Annotated in this window: 25 protein-coding genes and 2 tRNA genes; 9 read left to right on the top strand and 18 right to left on the bottom strand. The window is 47.0% G+C overall.

The window, feature by feature from the left end; all coding sequences use genetic code 11:
• Window positions 1–140: 140 nt before the first annotated feature.
• A complete protein-coding gene (locus tag J3L11_RS01520; protein ID WP_207569786.1) occupies window positions 141–1,085 on the bottom strand; it encodes a ketopantoate reductase C-terminal domain-containing protein in 945 nt (314 codons plus the stop codon).
• A 234-nt stretch (window positions 1,086–1,319) separates the two neighbouring features.
• Between J3L11_RS01520 and J3L11_RS01515 the strand changes: the two genes are divergently transcribed.
• A complete protein-coding gene (locus J3L11_RS01515) occupies window positions 1,320–2,195 on the top strand; it encodes a LysR substrate-binding domain-containing protein (protein WP_207569785.1) in 876 nt (291 codons plus the stop codon).
• A gap of 13 nt (window positions 2,196–2,208) precedes the next feature.
• On the opposite strand, the gene hxpB is transcribed toward J3L11_RS01515, so the two are convergent.
• Window positions 2,209–2,856 (bottom strand): hexitol phosphatase HxpB, encoded by a 648-nt coding sequence (gene hxpB / locus J3L11_RS01510; RefSeq protein ID WP_207569784.1) that lies wholly within the window; start codon window positions 2,854–2,856, stop codon window positions 2,209–2,211.
• A gap of 279 nt (window positions 2,857–3,135) precedes the next feature.
• Window positions 3,136–3,225 (bottom strand) — tRNA-Ser (locus J3L11_RS01505).
• 195 nt (window positions 3,226–3,420) lie between these two features.
• Between J3L11_RS01505 and punR the strand changes: the two genes are divergently transcribed.
• The 6 genes from punR (at window position 3,421) to J3L11_RS01475 (ending at window position 6,532) form a co-directional block, all read left to right on the top strand.
• On the top strand, window positions 3,421–4,335 hold the full coding sequence (gene punR / locus J3L11_RS01500; RefSeq protein ID WP_207569783.1) for a DNA-binding transcriptional activator PunR: 915 nt from the start codon (window positions 3,421–3,423) through the stop codon (window positions 4,333–4,335).
• 116 nt (window positions 4,336–4,451) lie between these two features.
• Entirely contained in the window at window positions 4,452–5,111 is a 660-nt protein-coding gene (locus tag J3L11_RS01495; RefSeq protein ID WP_133039151.1) for a Bax inhibitor-1/YccA family protein, read from the top strand.
• A gap of 62 nt (window positions 5,112–5,173) precedes the next feature.
• Entirely contained in the window at window positions 5,174–5,563 is a 390-nt protein-coding gene (gene tusD / locus J3L11_RS01490) for a sulfurtransferase complex subunit TusD (RefSeq protein WP_207569782.1), read from the top strand.
• The gene (tusC, locus tag J3L11_RS01485; RefSeq protein ID WP_207569781.1) at window positions 5,563–5,919 is read left to right on the top strand and encodes a sulfurtransferase complex subunit TusC; all 357 of its coding nucleotides are present in this window, start codon (window positions 5,563–5,565) and stop codon (window positions 5,917–5,919) included. The genes tusD and tusC overlap by 1 nt, the downstream gene beginning before the upstream one ends.
• The gene (tusB, locus tag J3L11_RS01480; RefSeq protein ID WP_207569780.1) at window positions 5,916–6,200 is read left to right on the top strand and encodes a sulfurtransferase complex subunit TusB; all 285 of its coding nucleotides are present in this window, start codon (window positions 5,916–5,918) and stop codon (window positions 6,198–6,200) included. The genes tusC and tusB overlap by 4 nt, the downstream gene beginning before the upstream one ends.
• A complete protein-coding gene (locus J3L11_RS01475; RefSeq protein ID WP_207569779.1) occupies window positions 6,194–6,532 on the top strand; it encodes a TusE/DsrC/DsvC family sulfur relay protein in 339 nt (112 codons plus the stop codon). Before tusB ends, J3L11_RS01475 begins: the two co-directional genes overlap by 7 nt.
• Before the next feature lie 38 nt (window positions 6,533–6,570).
• On the opposite strand, the gene J3L11_RS19505 is transcribed toward J3L11_RS01475, so the two are convergent.
• The 7 genes from J3L11_RS19505 to lrp all read right to left on the bottom strand — a co-directional run bounded on the left by J3L11_RS19505 (window position 6,571) and on the right by lrp (window position 13,535).
• Window positions 6,571–6,693, bottom strand: a complete 123-nt coding sequence (locus J3L11_RS19505) for a hypothetical protein (protein ID WP_268244727.1) — start codon at window positions 6,691–6,693, stop codon at window positions 6,571–6,573.
• Between the two features lie 15 nt (window positions 6,694–6,708).
• Complete coding sequence (gene serS / locus J3L11_RS01470) at window positions 6,709–7,995, bottom strand: serine--tRNA ligase (RefSeq protein ID WP_207569778.1); 1,287 nt, start codon at window positions 7,993–7,995, stop codon at window positions 6,709–6,711.
• Window positions 7,996–8,013: 18 nt separating this feature from the next.
• Window positions 8,014–8,388 (bottom strand): fluoride efflux transporter CrcB, encoded by a 375-nt coding sequence (crcB, locus tag J3L11_RS01465; protein WP_133039157.1) that lies wholly within the window; start codon window positions 8,386–8,388, stop codon window positions 8,014–8,016.
• The gene (locus tag J3L11_RS01460) at window positions 8,381–9,712 is read right to left on the bottom strand and encodes a replication-associated recombination protein A (protein WP_189616364.1); all 1,332 of its coding nucleotides are present in this window, start codon (window positions 9,710–9,712) and stop codon (window positions 8,381–8,383) included. The genes crcB and J3L11_RS01460 overlap by 8 nt, the downstream gene beginning before the upstream one ends.
• 3 nt (window positions 9,713–9,715) lie before the next feature.
• Window positions 9,716–10,333: an outer membrane lipoprotein chaperone LolA gene (gene lolA, locus J3L11_RS01455; RefSeq protein WP_207569777.1), complete on the bottom strand. Its 618-nt coding sequence runs from the start codon at window positions 10,331–10,333 to the stop codon at window positions 9,716–9,718.
• An 18-nt stretch (window positions 10,334–10,351) separates the two neighbouring features.
• Entirely contained in the window at window positions 10,352–12,856 is a 2,505-nt protein-coding gene (locus J3L11_RS01450; protein WP_207569776.1) for a DNA translocase FtsK 4TM domain-containing protein, read from the bottom strand.
• A 187-nt stretch (window positions 12,857–13,043) separates the two neighbouring features.
• Complete coding sequence (gene lrp, locus J3L11_RS01445; RefSeq protein ID WP_133039161.1) at window positions 13,044–13,535, bottom strand: leucine-responsive transcriptional regulator Lrp; 492 nt, start codon at window positions 13,533–13,535, stop codon at window positions 13,044–13,046.
• Between the two features lie 178 nt (window positions 13,536–13,713).
• Here lrp and ald point away from each other — a divergent pair, with 178 nt between their 5' ends.
• Both ald and trxB read left to right on the top strand, forming a co-directional pair.
• Window positions 13,714–14,829: an alanine dehydrogenase gene (ald, locus tag J3L11_RS01440; protein ID WP_189616375.1), complete on the top strand. Its 1,116-nt coding sequence runs from the start codon at window positions 13,714–13,716 to the stop codon at window positions 14,827–14,829.
• 145 nt (window positions 14,830–14,974) lie between these two features.
• A complete protein-coding gene (gene trxB / locus J3L11_RS01435; protein WP_189616377.1) occupies window positions 14,975–15,928 on the top strand; it encodes a thioredoxin-disulfide reductase in 954 nt (317 codons plus the stop codon).
• A gap of 59 nt (window positions 15,929–15,987) precedes the next feature.
• On the opposite strand, the gene J3L11_RS01430 is transcribed toward trxB, so the two are convergent.
• From J3L11_RS01430 to J3L11_RS01395, 8 genes are all read right to left on the bottom strand, one after another.
• Window positions 15,988–16,815 carry a glucosaminidase domain-containing protein gene (locus J3L11_RS01430; protein ID WP_133039164.1) on the bottom strand — a complete coding sequence of 276 codons (828 nt, stop codon included), beginning with the start codon at window positions 16,813–16,815 and terminating at the stop codon, window positions 15,988–15,990.
• Window positions 16,816–16,960: 145 nt separating this feature from the next.
• A complete protein-coding gene (locus J3L11_RS01425; RefSeq protein WP_207569775.1) occupies window positions 16,961–18,154 on the bottom strand; it encodes an amino acid aminotransferase in 1,194 nt (397 codons plus the stop codon).
• Between the two features lie 408 nt (window positions 18,155–18,562).
• Window positions 18,563–18,650, bottom strand: a tRNA-Ser gene (locus J3L11_RS01420).
• Between the two features lie 165 nt (window positions 18,651–18,815).
• Window positions 18,816–20,810, bottom strand: a complete 1,995-nt coding sequence (locus tag J3L11_RS01415) for a methyl-accepting chemotaxis protein (protein ID WP_207569774.1) — start codon at window positions 20,808–20,810, stop codon at window positions 18,816–18,818.
• 132 nt (window positions 20,811–20,942) lie between these two features.
• Window positions 20,943–22,007 carry a quinolinate synthase NadA gene (nadA, locus tag J3L11_RS01410; protein ID WP_207569773.1) on the bottom strand — a complete coding sequence of 355 codons (1,065 nt, stop codon included), beginning with the start codon at window positions 22,005–22,007 and terminating at the stop codon, window positions 20,943–20,945.
• Window positions 22,008–22,154: 147 nt separating this feature from the next.
• Entirely contained in the window at window positions 22,155–23,699 is a 1,545-nt protein-coding gene (locus tag J3L11_RS01405; RefSeq protein WP_207569772.1) for a dihydrolipoyllysine-residue acetyltransferase, read from the bottom strand.
• A 9-nt stretch (window positions 23,700–23,708) separates the two neighbouring features.
• Entirely contained in the window at window positions 23,709–24,686 is a 978-nt protein-coding gene (locus J3L11_RS01400) for a transketolase C-terminal domain-containing protein (RefSeq protein WP_207569771.1), read from the bottom strand.
• Between the two features lie 2 nt (window positions 24,687–24,688).
• Window positions 24,689–25,867, bottom strand: coding sequence for a thiamine pyrophosphate-dependent dehydrogenase E1 component subunit alpha (locus tag J3L11_RS01395; RefSeq protein ID WP_133039170.1), 1,179 nt, complete (start codon window positions 25,865–25,867; stop codon window positions 24,689–24,691).
• Between the last annotated feature and the right edge of the window lie 105 nt (window positions 25,868–25,972).

The raw sequence follows: 25,972 nt of genomic DNA, 5'->3' as shown, positions 1-25,972 counted from the left end.
GGTTTCTTCAACAACCGTCAAGTGTTCGAGTAAGTCCATCAGGGCTGCTAATTGCGAAATGGGCAGCCATTAGATCACAGCATAGAGCTACAACTCAACACGGGCTAAAAAGTACGATCCCGCCCTGATGCGCTACCTAATCACTTTTCAACGCTTAAATCGTTAATTGCGATCGCTGCTTTTTTTATCGTCAAAACTCCTAACACACGAGTTAAAGAAAGATCGGTTTTCATCTTCAACTCTTCTGCAAGTCTGCAGATTTCCATATTGAAATAATTCATCTCAGTCTCCCGATGTGCTTTGATATCCTGAAGCGTCGAAATCAACTGTCCAGCTGATATTTTACTAATAGCATGTATTCCCTCAATAATTTCTTCCTGATTAATTTCAATACCTGCTTGATTTGCAACGGGTACACATTCTTTTACAACATTTGCCGCTAACGCCATAATTGCTTCATCACGATCGAAAATACCATTATCCGTGTCTAGCAGTGGACAAATAGAATTGAACACCGCATTGATTATGCCCTTTTTCCAAACTTGATATTGAATATCAGACGCATTGTAAAAACACAGCGCTTTAGTATTGATTACGTCTGCAATGTTAGTTGTTTTCTCATCAATACCTTCAAGTAAACCAATCGGCGATGGTTTAACCATGCGAGCTGTATAGGTGCCCTCTTGTATTTTTTCTGCAGTGATATACACAACACAGCGCGATACACTACGAAAACCTTTATTCAGGAACGGACGTTCGATACCAATTCCATTTTGCATAAGCACTATATCTATTGCACTTGCATTCTTGGATAAAACGTCAGCTAAATATTCATTAGCATTGGCTTTCGCCGTTATGAGCAGAAGTCCTTTAATCGATCTCATTGAAGACAGCGGCTTAGATATTATGCTTTGTTCAAGAACACAACCATCACTGGACTTTACGGTTATCTTTTGAGTAACACCTTCCGCAGAAGTATGTATTCGGAGCACCTCAGCCAACTTACCAGACGCATTAAGGTGAGCAGCGAGAGAAAACCCAATGGCTCCTCCACCAACGATGAATAAAGCAGACATCTCTTTCATTTTCCTTCCTCATCATAAATGAGTTGGTTAATAAATGTTGGGCCGACGGAACCAGATAACTGTATTCGGAACACAATACCTGTGGCTCAACGTTGTAGGACCAAAGCTACCGATGAAGAAAACTGCAGCCATCGCCAGCACTACTTTGAACAATTGACCAGTGTGGAAATGCTAGCAGCCGTTTATACTTTTTAAAATCGAATAAATTTGAAGTTATAGTTTTGGAATTATGAAGTGAATACAGATTTCGATATTAATGCGCTGCGCGCTATTGTGGCCGGCATAGAGCTCCGTAGTTTTGCCCGTGCAGCTACACAACTCGGGCGTTCTCAATCGGCGATCAGCATGCAGTTGAAAAAACTAGAGCAACAAGCTGGCAGTCAACTGTTAGTTCGCAAAGGCAGAACCCTAGTTCTCACCGCTGCAGGCGAGACATTGGTTGCTTATGCACGACGTATCATCGCACTCAATGATGAAGCTGCACTTGCGCTTGGCGCAACATCCACTACGGCTAGCGTCCGGCTTGGACTGCCTCAGGATTTTTTTGAAGATGTAATGCCGGCAACCTTAATTGAATACTCTCGCACGCATCCAGGGGTTCATGTTGAGGTTCAGGCTGGTCCGAATCATATTCTTGCTGAGGAAATTAGAGCGGGACGTCTGGATGTTGCTATGACATTCTATCCAGAAAACGCTTCAGGACGTGAAGGTTATCTACTCGGCAAGCTACCTATGCACTGGATGGCACACGAAAACTTTGTATTAGATTGCTCAGATGCTCGATTACCTTTGGTGCTGTTTGACCACCTTTGTTTGTTTCGACAATCGGCACTTACTGCACTCGAACAAGCAAATAAACGATGGCGAGTGGCGGTTACAACCCCAAGTTTGCCGGGAATTTGGGCCGCTTTGCGTTCACACCTCGGAATTGCTATACGCACGGAACATGGCAAGCCCCATGACATTCGGTGCGTTGATAAGACATTGGATCTTCCACAACTTCCAGCAATTGCGCTCAAGCTGCTTGTCTCTTCAAATGCGTCTCCCGCGGCTCAGGATTTGAGTAAACTGTTGACACATGAGGCCATTAGACTCGTTGCTCCCAACTGAGGAGCGCTCCATATTATAAGGTTTCCTTCATGAACTCGCACAAAGATCGCCATTTTTTATCAGCCAAGGAATAGTCTGGATTATCAAAATCGTATGTTGGCGGTACAACAATGGTTTTGATGCCGGCGGCTTTTGCTGCTTTCATTCCAGATACTGAGTCTTCAAAAGCAATACAGTGTTTTGCTGTCACTCCAAGTTTTTGCAACGTTGAGAGATAGACAGCGGGATGTGGCTTACCATGTTTCATATGTTCCGATGACGAAATACCATCAAAACACTGAGTAATATCAAGTTTTTCTAAAACTGTGTTAATCAAACGGTAGGGAGAGTTTGTCGATAATCCTACCTTATAATTTCTGCTACAAAAGGAATCGATTATCTGTTTAGCACCCGGCATAGGCACACCGTGTTTTCTTATCAATTCATCTACGCAATCAATGACATCATTTTCAACATCTTCAATAGATTTTCGTTTCCATGGGAAACGCTGATACCAAAACTCGGTAACGTCTCGAGTCGTCATGGTGGCGGTTTCACGACATAATGAGTCTGACAGTTCAACCCCCATGGATGAAAACACCTTTCTCTCCGCTTTCGCCCAAAATGGTTCAGAATCAATCAGAAGACCATCCATATCAAAAATTGCCGCCACTGTGCTCATGTCCTTCCACTCCTACCTCATAGAAAACGCGTCTATGGTAATAAAATTTAGTTTCGAGATCATATAAGGTCACAGTCAAAAAATGGGTCGCTTAAGTTTCAGAGTGTGTTAGAAGCTCATGTAGCGATCACTTTTACTCAAGTAATCCTAGGAAAGCGGATTCATCCTACTTATTTGGCATAGAGATAAAGCCCTTTATCAATGAAAACCACCGGTTGGGTTTTAGGGCTAAAAATGAAAAAAGCCCGCTGCAGATGATACAGCGGGCTCCCAGAAATTTGGCGGAGGAGCAGGGATTTGAACCCTGGGTGGGGGTAAACCCACGCCGGTTTTCAAGACCGGTGCATTAAACCACTCTGCCACCCCTCCGAACGGCCGAAATATTAGCGTCAACCCGGATGGCTGTAAATATAATTTGTGATAAGTCCATACCGTTTGTTCATTCAGTGCACAAGCTGCATATTAATTTTGCAGTGATAACAAAAATTAACCATATGACTTGTGTCACCTACCACTATTATTTTACCTTTGTGTCTTCAAAAAGACTCAAAGGACCGGTCTACTATGCTCTCGGAACAATCTTTGGAATTGATCGATCTGGTAGCGCAACTAGGCAGCTTTACAGCAGCAGCTAACCATTTGAACAAAGTTCCTTCGGCGGTGAGTTATGCTATCAAACAAATTGAAGACGAAATTGATGTAGTGCTGTTTGAGCGGCATCATCGCAGTGTTTCTCTAACGCCTGCAGGGCGCTATTTTGTTGAAGAAGCGCGCCAGGTTTTGAAGGCAATGGCGGTGTTGAAACAGGACACTGTTAAAGTGGCCAACGGTTGGCGTCCAACACTGTCAATAGCATTTGATAGTGTGGTTCGCGCAGACCGGATGGCTTATCTGATCCGGGATTTTTATGCTCACTTTTCTGATGTCGAATTGGTCATTCGCAAGGAAAATTTTAATGGTGTCTGGGAGTCTTTAATCAGCGGTCGCTGTGATATGGCCTTAGGCGCTACCGCTAGTATTCCAGTGGGTGGCCCATTCTTGACTAAATCGATGGGGAAACTGCATTGGTGTTTTGTGGTTGCCGCTGACCATCCCTTAGCCGCCTTCGATGTGCCGCTGGTCGATGAGGCATTACTCCCCTATCCTGCAGTGTGTTTGACGGACACTAGCTGGCAATTTGTTGCTCGTGAATTTTCAGTGTTACCACAACAAAGAAGAATTCAAGTTCCTGATTGGGTGCAGGCAATTAATCTATTTCGTGCCGGGCTCGGCATCGGTTGGCTTCCGCGGCATCTGGCTCAAGGATTTATCAAATCCGGTAGTTTGATTGAGAAAACTGTCGTCAATCCGTTACCGGACAGTGATTGTGCATTGGTGTGGAATAACCGCTGCCAGTCTCCTGCCATGCAATGGCTATTGCAGTATTTAGGGGATGAACAGCAACTGCGTCATTACTGGATAGATGAACATTCAGCATAGATTCATGAAACTATGTGATAAAATGGCGCAAGTTGATATGTCAGGCGGAACTTGCTGGTTAGCAGCAACGTCTAAAGTTCATATCCTGGCATGATTACAGAATTTTGGAGAAGTATATGAATCAGGAAATCCTTTATCCCTCACGCGCATCTGGTGTCGTCGTCAATAAGATGATACGTAACACCTATATGTTACTGGCTATGACATTGGCGTTTTCTGCGGTCTGTGCTGGTATTGCCATGGCGTTGCAGATTTCACCATTAATGTCCCTTGGATTATCCATCGGTGGTCTGATTTTGTTGTTCGTAACGCTGCGTAAAGCAGAATCAGCAGCGGGGTTGCTATGGGTGTTTGCCTTCACCGGGATGGAAGGTGCATCGTTGGGTTACATCCTTAACCATTATGCTGGAATGGCGAATGGCCCAATGCTCATCATGCAGGCATTAGGATTAACGGCGGCGATTTTTGTGGCCTTGTCTGGTTATGCATTAACCACCAAGAAAGATTTTTCCTTTATGCGTGGTTTCCTGATCGCCGGGCTTGTTGTGGTACTGGTGGCTGGCATTGTGAATATTTTCCTCGGTAATAGCGCGGTATTTATGGCGTTAAATGCGGGGGTTGCCTTACTGATGACCGGGTTTATCCTGTTTGATACCAGCCGGATCGTCAACGGTGGTGAGACCAATTATATCCGCGCTACGATTTCCTTGTATCTGGATTTTCTTAACCTGTTCGTTAGCCTGCTGCATTTGCTTGGCGCAGGTAGTGATGATTAGTCCGCGCCAAAGGTAATAGTTTTAGGTAGAATGGCCCTGTTAACCAGGGTCATTTTTATTTTATGAGTAAACTAATCATCTTAGTTACTGGTCAGGTTTACGGCCCGGCCAGTGGTTGGCACGCATTGCAATTTACCCAAGCGGCATTAGCCGCTGGCGAACAAATTCATTGCGTATTTTTTTTCAGAAATGGCGTAACGCAATCCAACGCGTTAGTTTGCCCCGCTTCAGACGAGACCGACCTGCTGCGAGAGTGGCAAAAAATAGCAGATCAATACCACGTGCCATTGATTAACTGTGTTTCGGCCGCTTGGCGTAGAGGCATTATGTCGGCAGACGATGCTAAAGAGAACGGTAGAACAAGCCATAATCTAGCTGAACCATTTATTATGGGCGGACTAGGAGAGTTGGTAACGGGCATCGAGCAGGCAGACCGGGTGGTGAGTTTCTAATGAAAGCGATTGCAATCATATTCCGTCAAGGTCCGCACGGTAATGCTGCTGGACGTGAAGCGCTGGATCTCGCGCTGATGGCCGCTACTTATGAACAGCAGGTTCACCTGATATTTATTAACGAAGGCGTACTCAATCTTTTGGGTAATCAACAACCGGAACTAATTGGCTGTAAAGATTATATTGCCACGTTTAAAGCACTGGATTTGTACGAAGTCGCATCGGTGATCGTCAGTGAAGTGTCGCTCTGTGGCTTCGGGCTGGATAAAACGGCATTGGTCTACCCCGCTACAGTGGCTGATGATGGCCAAATCCGTCAACTATTAGAGCAGGTAGATGAGGTACTGGTATTTTGAAAATCTTACATCATATCTGCAGCTCGCCGTCAGAAAGCAATGCCCTCGCCTGCGCGTTGAGATTTGTTGGACCCAAGGATACGCTGTTGCTGGCAGGGAATGCGGTTACCGCTGCGTTGCTGCCGCATTGGCTTAATGCGATGGATGGATATGATCTTTGTTTGATGAAGGCTGATGTGGAAGCCAGAGGATTAACAACTCAGTTAACGCGTTTTCGGCAAATTGATTATGCGGAATTTGTGGTGCTGACATTAGCACATCATAAAGTAATATCGTGGTAATTATGATCGAATTTAACGGAAAACAGATAGCGACTGATACCCAGGGGTATTTATTGGATATCAATGACTGGGAACCGGCGTTAGCACCTATCATTGCCGATGGCGAACAGATATTGCTTACTGATGCGCACTGGGAAGTGATTAATTTTGTTAGAGAGTTTTATCTTGAGTATAAGACCAGTCCGGCGATCCGAGTGCTCGTTAAGGCGATAGGACAAAAGCTTGGGCCTGATAAAGGTAATTCAAAATACCTCTATACCCTCTTTCCTATCGGACCAGCCAAACAGGCCACCAAGATTGCAGGTCTGCCAAAACCAGCCAAGTGTATCTAACAATCAAATGACAAAAAGCCCCTGTAGCAGGGGCTTTTTTACACAAGATGTTGATAAACCAAAATGGCGGCTTTCCCTATCGTTGCCAGTGCCAACACCGTAAAAACGGCTATCACGGCCACATAAGTCAGCCAGCGCAGATAGCGCCCGCTATTATTCATATATGACCCTGAAAACTAACCGATTTTTTCCAACCCACCCATATATGGCCGCAGTACGTCAGGTACGGTTACACTACCATCGGCATTCTGGTAATTTTCTAGAACTGCAACCAGCGTCCGGCCAACGGCGAGACCTGAGCCGTTTAACGTATGCAACAACTTTGGTTTTTTATCGTCTTTACTGCGATAACGCGCTTGCATGCGTCGCGCCTGGAAATCCTTCATATTGGAGCAGGAAGAGATCTCACGATAGGTATTCTGCGCTGGCAACCAAACTTCAATATCATAGGTTTTGGATGAGCCAAAGCCCATGTCACCAGTACAAAGTACTATCACTCGATACGGTAATCCCAATTTTTGCAGCACAGTTTCTGCATCTTTGGTGAGACTTTCCAGTTCATCCATAGAGGTTTCTGGTTTTACCAGCTTGACCAATTCCACTTTGTCGAACTGGTGCTGACGGATCAAACCACGAGTATCTTTACCATAAGATCCAGCTTCACTACGGAAACACGCGGTTTCTGCCGTCAGTTTAATCGGCAGTTCGTCTTCCTCAACAATACTATCGCGTACTAGGTTTGTCAGCGGTACTTCAGCCGTTGGGATCAAGTGCAGGCTCTGACCTTCTTCGGTCGCTGGTTTGGTGTGAAATAGATCATCAGCAAATTTAGGTAACTGACCTGTTCCTAACAAGCTGGCATCATTAACCAACAGCGGCACATAAGTTTCGGTATAGCCATGTTCCTGGGTGTGCAGATCCAACATGAACTGCGCCAGCGCACGGTGCAGTCGGGCGATTTGCCCTTGCATGATCACAAAACGGGCCCCAGTGAGTTTAACGGCACTCTTGAAGTCCAAGCCTTTGGCCTGTTCTCCAAGATCGACATGATCTTTGATCGGAAAATCAAAAGTTCTTGGTGTACCCCAACGGCGCACTTCAACGTTCTGTGATTCATCAGTACCTACGGGAACGGATTCATCCGGCAGGTTGGGCATGCTCATGGCGATTGCGTTCAATTCATCCAATAACTGCGACAATTCCTGCTTTTTGGTGTCGAGCTTACTACCGAGATCATTGACCTGCGTCATGATTTCGGAGACATCTTCACCCTTCGCTTTCGCCTGACCAATCGATTTCGACATGGCATTGCGACTGGCCTGCAGCTCTTCAGTTTCTACTTGCAGAGCCTTACGTTTTTCTTCCAGCCGGGTTAGCCGGTCAACATCGAGAATAAAACCACGGGTCGCCAGCCGCTCAGCGGTGGTGGCAAGTTCATTACGCAGATATTTAGGATCTAACATCTTTTTTGTCTTTAGTTATTAAACGCGTGAAAAAATCAGTTGCTGCCCTAGGAATACCATCAACAGACAGATCCCCAGATTCAACACCACATTTAAAAATGCCTTGAGCCATTCACCGCCCTGGATCAGCAGCAAGGTTTCATTAGAGAACGTGGAAAAGGTGGTCAGTGCTCCGAGAAAACCAACACCGATCAGCGCTTTTATCTCCGGACTGACGTGGCTCAACTGCCCCAGTGCGAAGACGACTCCCATCAGAAAAGAGCCAAGTACATTAACTGCCAGTGTACCAAAAGGAAATGCACTGCCAAATAGCTGGATCATAAATAACGAAATAAGATTGCGTAAAACAGCGCCAGTTGCGCCGCCAAGTGCGACCCACAATAGATTATTCATAACGTTTGCGCTCGCTGTGCAAATCGAGTAGCTGTAATTGTTGTAATTTGTCGGCCATGCGTTTTTCAAAACCACGCTCGCTTGGGTGATAAAAGCGAGTGTTTTTCAACGCTTCCGGAAAATAGTTTTCACCAGCGGCGTAAGCATTGGGTTCGTCGTGGGCATAGCGGTACTCTTTCCCTGCGCCCAACTCTTCCAACAATTTTGTCGGGGCATTTCTCAGATGCATCGGCACTGCTTCATTACCGCTTTCTCTGGCTAATTGCCGAGCCGCTTTAAATGCGGTGTATACTGCATTGCTTTTAGGGGCTAGCGCCAGATAAACGATGGCCTGAGCTATGGCACGTTCGCCCTCAGCTGGTCCAACACGGTGGAAGCAATCCCAAGCATTTAAGGCGACAGTCATCGCTGTAGGATCGGCGTTACCAACATCTTCTGAAGCAATCGCCAATAACCTCCGTCCAACATATAGCGGATCACAACCACCTTCCAGCATTCTGCAATACCAGTAAAGCGCTGCGTCAGGTGCAGAACCGCGGATAGATTTATGTACCGCGGAGATCAGGTCGTAATACTGATCGCCATTTTTATCAAAACGTGCCAGCTGTTGCCCCGATACCTGTACCAACAATTCCTCTGAGAATTCGCCGCCATCAGGCAACATATCACTCATCAGCTCCAGTAGGTTCAGCGCCTTACGGCCATCACCATCGGCGACATTCGCCAGTTGGGATAACACACTTGCGGGTATGGTGAGTTGACGTTTTCCCAGACCACGTTCGTTATCGGTTAGCGCTCGCTGCACCAGCTCGGCAATTTCTGTATCAGCCAGTTTATTGATCAGATAAACCCTGACTCTGGACAATAACGCATTATTGATTTCAAACGATGGATTTTCGGTGGTTGCACCAATAAAAATCACGGTGCCATCTTCAATAAACGGCAGAAAAGCGTCTTGCTGACTTTTATTGAAACGATGTACTTCATCCACAAACAACAAGGTGCGTTGCCCACGCGATTGCGCCACATTCTGTGCGTGTTCAATTGCTGCTCGGATTTCTTTCACGCCAGATGTGACCGCTGAAATTCTTTCAACATGGGCGTTGGTGTACTGCGCTATCAGCTCTGCCAGTGTGGTTTTGCCAGTTCCTGGTGGCCCCCACAACATCATCGAATGGGCTTTGCCAGCTTCCAACGCCTTACGTAGCGGTTGACCTTCACCTAATAAATGCTTTTGGCCGATATAATCTGCCAATGCCGTTGGCCGCATTCTCGCGGCCAACGGGCGGAAGTCCGGCGCAAAATCAAAACTCATACTTGGCATGGGTTACTGGCCATTATGTGGACGTTGATCATCCACAGACACCCCTTCAGGAGGCGTGAATGAAAACAATGTGTTGTCTTCATTGGTTAATGACTGCTGGTTGGACAGTTCAAAGACACTGTTATTGCCTTGAGTATCATCGAGACTGAGCCGCGTCAAAGTGTTGCCATCAAAACACACTTCAACCTGTTGTATGCCGGTATCGGCAGCCTTGGGCAGAATATCAAAGCATTTACCTTTAGCGCGTATAGTAAATTTGGCCCAGGTGCTTTTATCGCGATGTACCAATAAGGTGATTGGCGACGCCGCAATCGCATCTCGCAGCCCCAGGACACTGACTTCTTCGGCAAAGGGATTATAAATCCATACATCTTTGCCATCTGCGACAATCAATGACTCGTCTGGCTGTGTGAGATGCCAGTAAAAACGATTGGGCTGAGACAACGCTAAGGTTCCGCTACCCGACTGAATTTGCTTACCATTTATATCGGTGACCGTCTGGGTAAAACTGGCTTTTAACGCCGGATTAGCATCCAGTTTGACTTTAAGCGTCTGCTCCGCGGTTTGTGCCTGCGCCTGCATGCAGGTCAACAGCAAGGCAGACAACAACAATTTTTTCATCAATACCTCTATAATTGCTTATCTTGGTGGCGGCGCGAGAACTTCACGGTTGCCATTGTGGCCCTGCGCGCTAACAACGCCCTGCATCTCCATTTGCTCAATGATCCGGGCAGCACGGTTGTAACCAATTTTGAATTTTCGTTGCACGCTGGAGATGGAACCACGACGGGTTTCGGTTACAAAAGCCACAGCTTCATCATAAAGCTCATCAAATTCTTCATCACCAGCCTCAGCCGCCTCACCAGGCAACAAGACCTGTTCACCGTCGCTGGAGCCTTGTAAAATCTCTTCAATATACTGTGGCTTACCGCGGGCATGCCAATCCGCGACAACGTTGTGTACTTCGTCATCACCGATAAAAGCACCATGAACACGAATAGGCACACCTGTTCCTGGTGGCAGATATAACATATCCCCCATCCCCAACAGCGTTTCCGCGCCTTGCTGATCGAGAATGGTCCGAGAGTCAATACGCGAAGACACTTGGAAGGCGATGCGGGTTGGAATGTTCGCTTTAATCAGGCCGGTTATCACATCAACCGATGGCCTTTGTGTCGCCAAAATCAGGTGGATGCCTGCCGCTCGGGCCTTTTGCGCGATACGGGCGATCAATTCTTCCACTTTTTTGCCGACAATCATCATCATATCGGCAAATTCATCAACCACCACCACAATTGATGGCAGTTTATCCAGCTCATCTGGGGCTTCCTGCATGCTCTGCCCTTCTCGCCATAAAGGATCGAGTAAAGGTTCTCCCGCGGCTTTTGCTTCTGCGACTTTAGCGTTATAACCCTTGAGGTTACGCACACCAACAGCAGACATTAGCTTGTAGCGGCGCTCCATTTCGCCGACACACCAACGCAGAGCATTGGCGGCTTCCTTCATATCGGTAACGACTTCACATAATAGATGCGGGATCCCTTCATAAACAGAAAGTTCCAGCATTTTGGGGTCGATCATAATAAAGCGTACATCGTCAGGCCCAGACTTATACAGCAAACTGGTGATCATGACGTTTACCCCAACAGACTTACCGGAGCCAGTGGTGCCCGCAACGAGCAAATGGGGCATTCTAGCCAAATCTACGACGACAGGTTCACCGGCGATATCCTGCCCAAGCACCATCGTTAGGGTCGATTTGTTGTCTTTGAACGCCTGACAATCGAGAACATCACGCAGGAATACGGTTTCACGGAACTTATTTGGCAACTCCAGTCCAACATATGCTTTCCCCGGAATAACCTCGACCACACGTACGCTTTCAGCTAACAATGACCGTGCTAAGTCTTTGGATAGGTTTGAAATTTTTGAAGCTTTTATCCCTGGAGCCAGCTCTAACTCAAAACGGGTGATCACGGGGCCAGGATAAACACCAACGACTTTGGCTTCAATATTAAAGTCAGCCAGTTTCAGTTCTACTAATCGCGCTACCTGCTGTAACTCCTCCTCTGAAATCGGATTTTTCTTACGATCAGGCACGTTTAGCAAATCAACGCTTGGCAACGGCTCCATCGCTTTTTTAGGGGTGTCAGGCGCCTGTCCTGGCAACACGATAATGCCATTTTCCACTCGGGCTTTTTGTGATTGCAGCTGTTGCCGCTTGGCCTTTGCCGCTGAGACATTATCGTTAACTGGAGAGACTGCGAAAATGTCATCATCACTAAGTTCATCTTGTGAATGTTCAGCAAAATGGATCAGTGGCTCCACTCTGCCATGTTCTTCTTCGGTGTTATCAATAGCCGCCTTTTTACGAAATCGTGCTAGTAGTTTACGTGGTTGGGTGTACGGCTCACTGTCATCTTCATCATCGTCATTTTCAGCAACGTCAGTAGTGTCTGCTTCGTTGTCTCGGCGCTGTCGGTATTTATCTACAACCGACATAAAACCCTGTGTGTCATCGCTATCGCCACGGCGCTGGAACCATTGAGGGAAATGCCATAGTTTTTTCAGGCACCACAAGGTTGAAAGTCCCAGCATTTCAGCAATGGTTATCCAACTGATGCCCGTCATCAACGTAAAGCCCGCACCAACAAAACACAGCAATAATAAGGTAGTACCTAACTGATTAAAGTACGGTAACATCCCTTGCCAAATAACGTCACCAGCAACGCCTCCGGCAGAGAATTCATAGATGTCATCGGCATTCATGCTGGCAATGGCGGCAAGACTCAGCATCATCAGCAAAAAACCCACCAACCGCAGACCAACGGAAAAATAGTCGATGTCACTCAGTTGGTGTGAGCGCTTAAACAGCAACCAGCCCGTTGCGGCAATAACGATCGGCAGTACAAAGGCGGTATAGCCAAAAAAATAGAACAGCACATCAGCGATCCAAGCGCCAACCTTCCCTGTCAGGTTGCTCACTGTGCCCTGAAAATTAGTTTGGCTCCAGCCAGGATCACTCGGATTGAAACTGCTAAGTGCCAGCAATACGTAGACTGCCAACATGCAGCAAAGGATAAGTCCGCCTTCTTGGAGACGCTGCAACCCACTGAGGGTTCTGACGCTTTTTCCCTGAGACAAATGAAACTTCCATCTGAACAAATACGAATGGCACTTAAGATACCAGAATCTGTTTGAATGTGCAGTGCCATCAACAAGATATGCATCAACAGTTAATTCACTGGTACAGCTGCGGTTAAGCCAGCCATTTTAGTCGCGTCATAAACTAAAACAGCCGGGTCAAATCCCGGCTGTTTTATCATTAATATCAGGCAGAAATGGCGATACGGTTGGTTTGCTTAACTTCTTCCATTACCACATAAGTTCTGGTATCTGACACAGATGGCAATTTCAATAAGGTTTCCCCCAACAACTTGCGGTAAGCCGACATATCTGACACGCGAGTTTTTAACAAATAGTCAAAATCACCAGAGACCAGATGGCATTCCTGAATATCGTCCAATAACTGTACTGCGCGGTTAAATTTGTCGAACACTTCCGGAGTGTCGCGCGTTAGCGTAATCTCTACAAATATCAACAGTGACGCATCCACATAGTGCGGATTAACCAATGCCGTATAACCACTAATAAAGCCCTGTTTCTCAAGTCTTTTTACCCTTTCAAGGCAAGGGGTTGGACTCAACCCTACGCGCTTGGATAATTCAACATTGGAAATGCGGCCGTCGTTCTGAAGTTCTATAAGTATGTTGCGATCAATACGATCGAGATCTTTAATGGAATTTTTTTTATTATCAGCCATGTTTTTAACCTTGTTTTATTTCTAAAACGGTTTTTTATGTTGCGTATGTTAAAAGTTTAGCAGCATAAACTGCATAAGCCAGACTATACTAGACGTTCCTGACTGTTTAGTGTCAGGTACGCAATTATAACAAATATCCTACTCCCGTATCTGGGAAAATTTATGTTGAGGCTCAAAAATGAAGATTGGTATTCCAAAAGAGATAAAAAACCATGAATACCGGGTTGGCATGGTGCCGTCATCCGTACGAGAACTGACGATGCAAGGCCATGAGGTATATATAGAAAAGAATGCGGGTCTTGGCATTGGATTTACTGACGACGACTATACTGCAGCGGGTGCTTCTATCCTAGATACCGCTGCGGAAGTGTTCGCCATTGCTGAAATGGTGGTAAAAGTAAAAGAACCGCTTGCTATTGAACGTGCGATGTTACGACACGATCAGATCCTGTTTACCTACTTGCATCTTGCGCCAGATTTGGCACAAACCGAAGATTTGCTCAAGAGCGGTGCTGTATGTATTGCTTATGAAACCGTGACTGATGCCAAAGGTGGCTTACCGTTATTGGCACCTATGTCAGAAGTTGCTGGCCGCATGTCAATTCAGGCGGGTGCTATGGCACTTGAAAAATCTCACGGCGGCCGTGGCATGTTGCTCGGTGGAGTACCTGGCGTGGAGCCCGCTAAAGTAGTGATTATTGGCGGCGGTATGGTGGGCACCAATGCCGCGCAAATTGCGATTGGCATGGGCGCGGATGTGACGGTATTGGATCGCTCTGTTGATGCATTGCGACGTCTTAACATGCAGTTTGGTTCAGCGGTTAAAGCGGTCTATTCCACTGCTGATGCCATCGAACGCCATGTTCTGGAAGCCGACTTGGTCATCGGTGGGGTGTTGATCCCTGGCGCTCAGACACCAAAACTGGTTACCAAAGAGATGGTCAAACGGATGAAACCTGGCAGTGCTATTGTTGACGTGGCAATTGATCAGGGTGGATGTGTCGAAACGTCCCACGCGACTACTCACCAAGATCCCACCTATATTGTGGACGATGTGGTGCATTATTGCGTTGCTAATATGCCCGGCGCCGTTGCCAGAACATCCACCTTTGCATTGAACAATGCCACCCTGCCCTACATTTTAAAATTGGCTCGTATGGGGTACAAGGAAGCGTTGTTGGATGACAAACATCTGTTAGCAGGCCTTAACGTAATGCACGGTAAATTGACCTGCAAGGAAGTGGCTGAATCGCACGGTTTGGCGTACACAGCACCTACTAGCCTGTTACAATAATCTGGCAGTCTTAATGAAATCGAAGGAGCCTGCTGGCTCCTTTTTTATCGATTGAGGCAATCTTGATTATTCAGGGAATGGCGCTTTACCACCCGCGTCAAATTACCTACAATCGCGGACAATTTTTGAAGGCATGGAGAACTTTATGAGCCAAGCTAAACATTGTCATCTGCTTATTCTGGGGTCCGGCCCAGCCGGATACACCGCCGCGGTTTACGCTGCTCGTGCCAACCTGAAGCCAGTGATGATCACCGGTATGCAACAAGGTGGTCAGTTAACCACCACGACTGAAGTCGAGAACTGGCCTGGCGATCCTGACGATCTGACTGGGCCGTTATTGATGGAACGCATGCAGAAACATGCAGAGAAGTTTAATACTGAAATTATTTTTGATCATATCAATAACGTTGATCTACAGCAGCGTCCTTTCCGACTGGTCGGTGACAATGCGGAATACACTTGTGATGCGTTGATTATTGCGACCGGAGCTTCTGCTCGCTATCTAGGATTACCGTCAGAAGACGCCTTCAAAGGCAGAGGGGTTTCAGCTTGTGCCACATGTGATGGCTTCTTTTATCGTAACCAAAAAGTTGCCGTGATCGGTGGTGGTAACACCGCCGTTGAAGAAGCGCTTTACCTGTCCAATATTGCCGCAGAAGTTCACGTTATCCACCGTCGTGACAGTTTCCGCTCAGAAAAGATCTTGATTGATCGACTGATGGATAAAGTGGCAAACGGCAACATTGTATTACATCTCGACAGTACGTTAGATGAAGTGCTTGGTGATGATATGGGCGTTACCGGTATCAAGCTGCAAAATGTCAAAGATGGTTCGATAAGTAATCTTGACGTTGCAGGTGTATTTGTTGCTATCGGTCATAGCCCCAATACGGCTATTTTCGAAGGACAGCTGGAAATGAATCATGGCTATCTGAAAGTTAACAGCGGTATCAATGGCAATGCCACACAGACCAGTATTCCTGGGGTTTTTGCTGCAGGCGATGTCATGGATCAGTATTATCGTCAAGCGATTACTTCTGCTGGCACCGGCTGTATGGCTGCACTGGATGCTGAACGCTATCTAGATGCTCAGAAATAAGCCATCAGGCAAGAAAAAACCGGCAAACTAACGCCGGTTTTTTTGTGCTCGGAGACCCGTTATACAGCACTGCTAACGCCGTTATTGTCGTCCAAATATTCCTGATTATGACGTAGCATATCCAGCAATTCATCAATGTAGGCGTCCTGCCGCTCCGAATAATTTACCAGACCATAAACCAGCTTTTCAGCACTGAGAGGTTCCTTTTGAGCCCGCAAATCAGCACGAATTGAGCGGAATAAGCCATATGCAGCGTTAGAGTTCAAATTGCGCATGTAGGAAGCCACCGAGTCTTCAACACTATTGAACACCGCAACTTCATGAACCTGACCTTGCCCACGTGACTGTGGCACCAGACCACAGCCCTCTTTAAAGCACCACTGACCAAAAAAGTTGAAACCTTCTTTGGCAAAACGCGATGCGCCCCAACCTGACTCGTTAGCCGCCTGGATTAACACCATGGACTCAGGAATGACATCAACCCGTCGCAGCAAACTCCGTAGACTTGCAGCATCAATATTGCGGATAGCATATTCATATTTATCCGCCAGCTTATGTACCCGATACACTTCCGCGTCATCAAGTACATTGTGATTTTTCAGATGATTCTGCACCTGCAGCAGAAAGCGCCTTTCCTCTGTAATAATGCGGTTTTGTTTTTTTACCGCCGGGCGCAGGAAATCAAAAAATGCCTGCTTCTTGGCACTCACATCATCAAATGCACTGAAGTCAGGGATCAGGTTAACACCCAACCGGTTTTTCTTTACTAGGGGTGCCCCTATGTCATTTTGCTCAGCCACAGGAATGAAGATGACCCGTAGTGTCAATACCGCAAGAATGACCACGGCCATAGCCAGAATAGATGAGCCTAAGCGACCTGTTCTCAAACAGCCTCCTTTGAAAATGACTAATAAACGGAGTTGATTATAAATCAGGCATACGGTTTCACAAAATTTGCGATGTTCCAGAGACCGTTGGTACATAAAAAAAGGACGGTTTATACCGTCCTTTTACAGGAATGTTCTATGCTCGCTACAGTACTTTGGCAATTGCTTTACAAATAACCGGAATATTGGTTTTGGTCATCCCCGCGACACTGATACGACCAGAACCAACAATATAGATAGCAAACTCGTCACGCAGTCTTTCTACCTGAGATTTATTTAGACCCGAAAAGCTGAACATGCCTTTCTGCTGACAGATAAAGCTAAAATCTTTCTCAACCCCTTCGGCTTTCAGAGTATCAACAAACAGTTGTCGCATTTCAGCAATGCGCTGCCGCATGGTGGTAACTTCTTCTAACCACAAGGCTTTTAACTCTGGATCTGTCAACACTGTGCTGACGATTAAGCCACCATGTGCGGGTGGATTTGAATAGTTGGCGCGAATTGTACGCTTTACTTGACTGAACGCTTTTTGCGCGGTAGCTGCGTCCTGCGCAACTAGCGTGACTGCACCAATACGTTCATTGTAAAGTCCAAAGTTTTTTGAAAATGAGTTTGCGACCAACAACTCAGGCACTACTGCTGCAACCGTGCGCAGCCCCAATGCATCTTCTTCAACGCCATCACCAAAACCTTGATAGGCGAAATCAAACAATGGCACTAGTTGTTTAGCAAAACATAACTGTGCAATTTGAGTCCATTGCGCTGCCGACAGATCAATACCGCTGGGATTATGACAGCAGCCATGCAGCAATACTAAATCTCCGGTAGTAGCCTGTTGTAGATCTGCAACCATCGCCTCGAAGTTCAGCGACTGATTGGCAGCATCGTAATAACCATATTCTTTAATTGAAAGGCCTGCCGCTGCAAAGATGTTTTGATGATTGGCCCAAGTTGGTTTACTGACCCAAATTGTCTTGCTGTTAGTGTTATTAACCACAAATTCAGCCGCTATTCTCAGCGAGCCGGTACCACCGGGAGCTTGAGCTGTTACCGCTAATCCTTCTTTGACAATTTTATTGTCGGCACCAAAAAGTAGTTCCTGCACTACTTTGTTGTATAGCTGCACCCCATCAATACCTAAATAGGTTTTTGATGTTTCGGTATCCAACAATTTCGCTTCAGCGAGTTTCACTGACTTCAGCACGGGTGTTAGACCAGACTCATCTTTATACACACCTACGCCTAAGTTGACTTTTTCCTGGCGCGGATCTTTCTTAAAGGCTTCGGTCAAACCTAATATCGGATCGGCTGGCGCTTGACTTATCTGCTGGAAAATCATGTTTTATACCTGCTTATGACTGGAATTATTGTAGGGCGGAAATCGCTGTATTTATACCACTGGCAGCGATCCCGAAACAGCTCTATCAATAAATTATGTGAGCAATCTGTCTAACAAATAAACATTTCTCAAAAAATTATCATAAAAACCGAATTAATTATATCAATATTCATTTTTTATTAAAAATACATCAGAAAAACGATGACAGGAGCTATTTTTATGAAATTTATCACTGGTAGTTGTCTATGGATACCCGAGGTGCATACGGAGCGCCATCTATAATGTGTGGGATCGGCAAGGATAGAAAAGAAGAAGAGAAAAATTGGGCGTTTAGCTTAAAAATTGCCCAGATTTTGCCCCGAAAGCAAAACGGGAACCAGTAAGTTACTGATCCCCGTCTTTTAATTATGGCGGTGAGGGAGGGAGTCGAACCCTCGATACGTTTCCGTATACACACTTTCCAGGCGTGCTCCTTCGGCCACTCGGACACCTCACCACATGATGTTTTTTTGATGCTCATCCAACATCTGTTGACGCGAGTCTTTTACCGACTAAACGGCCAACGGAGCGGTACTTTACGCAAAAGCATTTCGAGGGTCAAGCGAAAATCTCAGTCACCTTGCCATTTGGGTATTTGCTGAACAAGTTGCTGATTTTAATCCTATGACACCTTAAATCGACTCACTTCTTTCCCCATTTTGTCAGCTTCTTTTACCAGCAATACATTAAGCTCTTGGAACTCTGTCGCTATCTGTTGCGTGTTGCGATAGATGTCGCTGATCTTCATCGCATTGCGATTGACCTCTTCTGCAACCACTGACTGCTGATGGGTGGCCGCCGCAATCTGTTCATTCATGCTTTCGATCAATGCCACATGAGACACAATTTTATGTAACTCTAGGCCGGCCTGTTTTGCTTCCGTCACACTGTTGTTGGCCATGGACTGCCCTTTGGATATCGCTTCTAGCGCTTTAACCGCCCCGCGCTTTAACCGTTCGATCATATTGCGGATATCTTCGGTAGATGATTGTGAACGCTGGGCCAGATTGCGTACTTCATCTGCAACGACTGCAAAACCTCGTCCCATATCGCCTGCACGGGCGGCTTCGATAGCCGCATTAAGCGCCAATAAGTTAGTTTGTTCTGCTATACCATTAATAACTTCCAGGACGTTGACAATGCCATGAATATCGCCATCCAACTGTCTAAAAGCGGTGGCGGCAATTTCAATTTCTTGCGCCAACTCCGACATCGCATCAGCCGTTTTCAATACTTCATCGTTGCCTTTTTGCGCTTCCTGTGATGCTAGGCGCGAGGCATCGGATACTTGCACCGCATTATTGGCAATTTCCTGTACTGTGGAGCTCATCTCTGTCATCGCTGACGCCACTTGCTCGGTTTCACTTGAGCCCACAGCTACATCATTATTGATTTGTAATGAGTGAGCTTTGAGCGTATCGACCACATGTAGCAGTGTTTTACTGCTGGCCCGGACATTGGTAATGATCCGCTCAAAATCCACCATCATCTCGTTGAATGCCGTGGCAACAGAACCCAGTTCATCAGTGCTGTGAAGCTCTATTCGTTGGCGCAGATCAAACTCTTTGCGGGCAGTAGTCATCCCTTGATGAATTTTATTGAGACTCCGACTGATAAAACGTTGCACAAGAAACGATAACACTCCGGCTAACACTACGCCGGCCAGAATCAAACCGCTCAACACCCAGCCTTCGATTAGAAGTTCACGGTGCAGTGATTCGGTTTTGCTTATGAGATTATCGGAAAGTGTGATTTCAAATTCGTGCATTAGTTCGATACGTTTAGTCGATGCAGCAAACCAAGCTTCCGGTGATTCTTTTGCTATCTCTGTGGCTTGCTGATTGAAGGCGACCGTGCGGTAACGTTCTACCTCCGCAATGGCGGGTTGCTGCAGCAAAGTCTTGTAACGTGCCAACATAGCGCTATTGGTCAGCGCCATAAATCTTTGCTGAAAACTGCCTTGTTCGGCTACCAAGGTGACAAAGTGTGTGTATACATCGTCTTTAAAACCCTGCTGCCCAAATGTGGAACTGAGAATGGCGCGTTCAATACCGGCTCGTTCTTTCATCTGTAGATATACAGAAAAGGCGGCGGCTTGCACCGCAATGGCTTTGTCACTGTCAGCTTTAACGGTGTCGTCCACGATAGATAACAACAACTCATTGAGGTGGGTATAATACGCGACTTCATCCGCAACGCTTATCGTCAGCGCTGAAACCTGGCTGCGTATGGTTTGTAACTTGCTAAGTTGACTGTTCACTTCGTTTAAATCGTCAGCAAAGCTCTTAGGTAATTTATGGCTACTGATAAATGTTCGGAACGCTTCAAGCGTTTTGTCGGTAGACCGCCGCTGTGCGGGTAATTTATCGACAAAAGCCTTACCTTTCGAGCCAATAAAACCTGCACTCATTCCTCGTTCTTTTTGTAATTCATGCACTAAGTAGCTATTCACCTTTGCCAATTCACTCAGCGCGAGAATGTGGTTAGCACTATTTGCTTGTGACAAAAACTGAAATACCAGTACACAACCAAAAATGATGGCAAACAGATACGAAGGGACGATAACTAACAGAAATTTAAACCGAAGTGGAAGATTGCCAATCCATTGCCAAGACATAATAGCTCCTCTGGTCTTGCTATCGAGTGAGTATTTTTATTGCATTCAGTATAGACAGCTTTAAGCACCAGGGTTTTGAAATTTTGCGACAAAAAACCCGGATAAACCGGGCAGTTAACGCATAAATTTAGATCAGGCATTACCTTTAAGCTGCAATTTTAGTTCTGCGGCAAAATTTAGCATTCGTGTCAGTGGCAGTAACGCCTGTTGCCGCTGAGCTTCTTCAACGAAAACCTCGTGGTTATGTGGTTGAGTGGTTGTCAGCGCATCAGCTATTGCCTGAAGTCCATTCATGGCCATCCAAGGACAGTGGGCACAACTGCGGCATGTCGCGCCCTGCCCACCTGTCGGTGCCTCGATCAACTGTTTGCCTGGTACCGCCTGTTGCATCTTGTAGAAAATGCCTTTGTCTGTGGCCACAATGAATTGAGGATTGGGTAAGGTTTGCGAGGCGCTGATAAGCTGGCTGGTAGAGCCAACTGCATCAGCCATTTCCACAACGCTGGCGGGAGATTCTGGATGCACCAGAATGGCAGCATCGGGATATTGTATTTTCAATTGCCGTAGGGCATTTGCCTTAAATTCATCATGCACGACACATTCACCTTGCCACAGGAGCATGTCGGCGCCTGTTTGCTTCTGGATATAGCCACCAAGATGACGATCCGGCCCCCAGATGACTTTTTCCCCAAGACTGTCTAAATGTTCAACCACTTCTAGCGCAATACTCGAAGTAACCACCCAGTCAGCTCGGGCTTTAACCGCTGCCGAGGTATTAGCATAGACCACCACCGTATAATCTGGGTGCGCATCACAAAAGGCGCTAAAGTCATCGACAGGACATCCCACATCCAATGAACAGGTCGCCTCTAGTGTTGGCATCAATACTGTTTTTTCAGGACTGAGAATCTTTGCGGTTTCTCCCATAAACTTAACCCCCGCCACAATTAAGGTGGTTGCGGGATGTTCCTTGCCAAAACGGGCCATTTCTAGGGAATCAGAAACACAGCCGCCAGTTGCTTCAGCCAACGCCTGGATCTCAGGATCGGTGTAGTAGTGGGCAACCAACACGGCGTTTTCCTGCTTTAACAGTTGTTTTATCTGTTCTCGATAACGGTGTTTTTCAACATCGCTCAATGACACCGGTTTCGGTGGGAAAGGATAGTGATATGAATTGTTTATGGCTAACCTTTGCATAATGTACAACTGGACGACAATTTGTCCGGTTATTATACGGAAAACGTCATTATTCGGTAACCATTTTGTGACTCAACCAGCTTTACTCAGACCAAAGTGGTATGTCGCTAACTAAAAGAGAAAAGCCCCTTTCGGGGCTTCTATTGGTTATTTCATTGCCAGTAACATTTCTTGCGGCTGTTCAAGATACTGTTTCCACAAATTACAGAAACGCGCAATAGTGCCACCATCAATCACTCGGTGATCACCAGACCAACTAACCTGCATGATCTTACGGGCTTCCACGTCACCCTTAGCACTAAACCGTGGCAACACCTGCAATTTCCCTAAGGCCACAATGGCCACTTCCGGTTTGTTGATAAGCGGCGTTGCCACTGTCCCGCCAAGTGCACCGATATTGGAAATAGAGATAGTGCCGTCTTTCAGATCTGCCGGGGTGACTCGACCACTGCGGGCGGCCTCTGTCAGCCGCGTAATCTCGGCCGCGATGTCCAAAATGGACTTCGCCTGTACATCCTTAATGTTCGGTACCAGCAAGCCCACTTTTGAATCCACCGCCATGCCAATGTTATGGCGCGACAAATAAGTCAGTTCAGTACATTCAGCATTGACCCGGCTATTAACAACAGGAAATTGCAGCAACGCCAGGGACAACGCTTTCATGAAGAATGGCATCATAGTCAGCTTCAGACTATCCGAGGCGTACTTCTGCTTAAGTTGCTCTCTTAAAGCCACCAACTCAGTAATATCCAGCTCCTCACAATAGGTAAAATGAGGAATAGTGGATACTGAATCCATCATCTGCCGCGCCATGACCGCCTGAACCCCTTTAATGGGCACCACTTTATCGGCGGTTACTGGGTCGGTTATTGTCGGCGCTGCAACTGTTGGTGGAGTATCCGTCATCGCAACCGGTTGTGGCTGAGATGAAGCGCCCTTTACATAGCGTTCAATATCTTCTTTATAAACCCGTCCGTGTTTGCCACTACCAGGAACCTCCGCGAGGTTGACATCAAGAGAGCGCGCCAAACGACGCACCGCCGGGCTGGCAAGTGCTTTACCCTGCGCCACTGGCGCTGTGGGCGTGTTACTGATAACCGCTGCCGTTGGCTCTCCAGTATCCAGGGCCGAGGTCTCGAACTCTGCGTCAGTTTCGATGGCAAACAGAGGCGCGTGTACCTTAGCTACCTGCCCTTTTTCGTAGTACAACTTGACCACTTTGCCAGGCTTCATCGCGGGGATCTGCACTAGAGCTTTGTCAGTCATCACATCGCAGATCGGTTGATCTTCTTCAATCAGATCGCCCTCAGCGACGAGCCAATCTACCAGCTCACATTCCACGATGCCTTCACCAATATCAGGCAACAGAAAATCTTCTACCTGTTTACCGGCAGTCGCAGGTTTTACCTGCTCGGCCGCTGGAACTGGCGTGGCAGGCTCGGTAAAACCGGTTTCGTCCATGGTGACGGCATATAAAGGCGAATGCACTTTGGCTATTTCGCCCTTGGCATAATAGAGTTTGGCTATCACACCTGGAAATGGTGCTGGAATTTGTACCAAGGCTTTGTCGGTCATGACTTCACATACCGGTTGATCTTCTTCAACCCGTTCGCCTTCGGCTACCAACCACTCCATCAGCTCACATTCAACAACACCTTCGCCTATATCCGGCAAAATAAAATCCTTAATCATGCGCCACTCCTAGAAGTTCACCGAGGCTTTGATAGCTTCGAAGGTTTTCAGCGCATCCGGCATATATTCCTTCTCATGGATCAATGGGTATGGAGTATCCAGCCCACACACGCGGGCAATGGGGGACTCCAGATACAAAAAGCATTCCTGCTGGATTGTTGCAGCAATCTCACCGGCAAAGCCTCCGGTTAACGGTGCTTCATGGTTGATCAGCAACCGACCGGTCTTACGCACGGAGGCTGCAACGGTTTCGACATCCCACGGTGTGAGCGTTCTCAAATCGATCACTTCGCAATCGATGTTAACTTCCTGCGCCATTTCGGCCGCTTTTTCGATAACTTCCACCTGTGCGCCCCAAGCTAACAACGTAATATTGGCGCCCTCGCGCACGACTTCTGCTTTCCCGAGCGGCAACTCGTAGGCCGCTTCCGGCACATCATTCACTGAGGCACGGTATAGCCGTTTGGGTTCGAAGAATATCACCGGGTTGGGATCATGAATGGCTGATAACAACAGACCTTTGGCTTGGTAAGCATTGCGCGGCACTACCACTTTAAGCCCCGCTACCTGGGTAAAATAGGCTTCTGGTGATTGCGAATGGTAATGACCGCCGGCAATACCACCACCGTAAGGTGTACGGAACGTCAGCCCGCCAACATTGAACTGGTTGCCACTACGATAGCGGAACTTCGCCGATTCATTCACTATCTGATCAAATGCCGGGAATATATAATCGGCAAACTGGATTTCCGCGACAGGCGTCATGCCGTTGGACGCCAGACCATTAGCAAACCCGGCAATGCCCTGCTCTGTCAACGGTGTGTTGAAGCAACGCTCTTTGCCAAATTTATCCTGCAACCCAGAAGTTGCGCGGAACACTCCACCAAAATGGCCAACATCCTCACCAAATACCAGCATCTTGTCATCGGCCGTCATCGCCAGCGTCAGTGCGTTATTGATGGCTTGCAGCATATTCATCTTAGCCATGCTTATAACCTCCCTGATGACTTCGGATAAGCCTTGGGATATTTAGCTACATGCGCTTTTAATTCCTCAAGCTGCTTTTTCAGGTTTGCGGTTGGCACGTCGTAAACATCCTCAATTATTTCGTCAAGCTTGGGCGCGGGCACTTTTTCTGCGACCTTCAACGCATCCAGCACCTCTTGGCGGTAACGGCTTTGCAGTTCGGCATCATCATCTTCTGTGAGCCAGCCTTTATTGATCAGCCACAATTTAAAGCGTTTGACCGGATCGTGCTGCTGCCAGCGTGCTTCTTCATCTTTTGAGCGATATCCAGACGGATCATCTGAAGATGAATGAGCCCCCAAACGGTAGGTCATGGCTTCAATCAACACCGGAGCACTATGTTCTATGGCCCAAGCTCTGGCCTGCTGTGTGGCAGCCAGGACGGCCAACATATCGTTACCATCGACACGAATGGTGTGCATGCCATAACCCAAGCCGCGACTGGCAATACCGTTGCCGGCATATTGTTCGTCAGTGGGCGTAGAAATCGCGTAACCATTGTTGCGACAGAAGAAAATTACCGGAACTTTATGAACCGCCGCCATATTCAGGCCCGCATGAAAGTCACCTTCAGATGCCGCACCTTCACCAAAATAACAGATGGCAACATTGCGCTTACCCTGCATTTTTAAGGAGTAGCCGACACCAGATGCCTGCGGGATCTGCGTTGCTAGCGGGGAAGAAATTGTCTGAAAGTGCAGTTGCTGGCAACCGTAGTGGATCGGCATCTGTCGCCCTTTGCCCAGATCTTTTTCATTACTGAACATCTGATGCATGAACTGCTCGGTGGTGAACCCGCGATAACGCAGTGCCGCATGCTCACGATATTGCGCTAAGATGATATCTTCAGGCTCCAGTGCCGCAGCGCTGCCGATGACAGCAGCTTCTTCACCTGTGCAGGTCATATAGAAGCTGATGCGTCCTTGACGCTGTGCTGCCAACATGCGTTCATCCAGCGTTCTGATAAAAACACAGGTATCAAAAATTTTTCGCGACAGCGCTTCATCAACCTGTGGAAGCACAGCGTTTTCGAAGGTGGTGCCATCTGCTTGCAACAATTTCAGGATCGGAATATTCAGCGAATTCCGTTCCAGAAACGTTGCACGATGGACAACCTGTTGGGTAAACGTAGTGTTGCTCATGATGTGCTCTTTCATTCTGTTTAGGCAGAATCGTTCTGCTATTGGTTCTTATACTCGTCCAGCACACTAGGTTAACTTTAAGCGGCTGGCAATCTCTGTGATCTG

Source organism: Shewanella sp. 4t3-1-2LB, assembly GCF_017368415.1.
GTDB classification, from domain to species: domain Bacteria; phylum Pseudomonadota; class Gammaproteobacteria; order Enterobacterales; family Shewanellaceae; genus Shewanella; species Shewanella fodinae.
The sequence above is the reverse complement of the archived record's forward strand: the minus strand, read 5'-3'. Positions and strand labels throughout refer to the sequence as shown.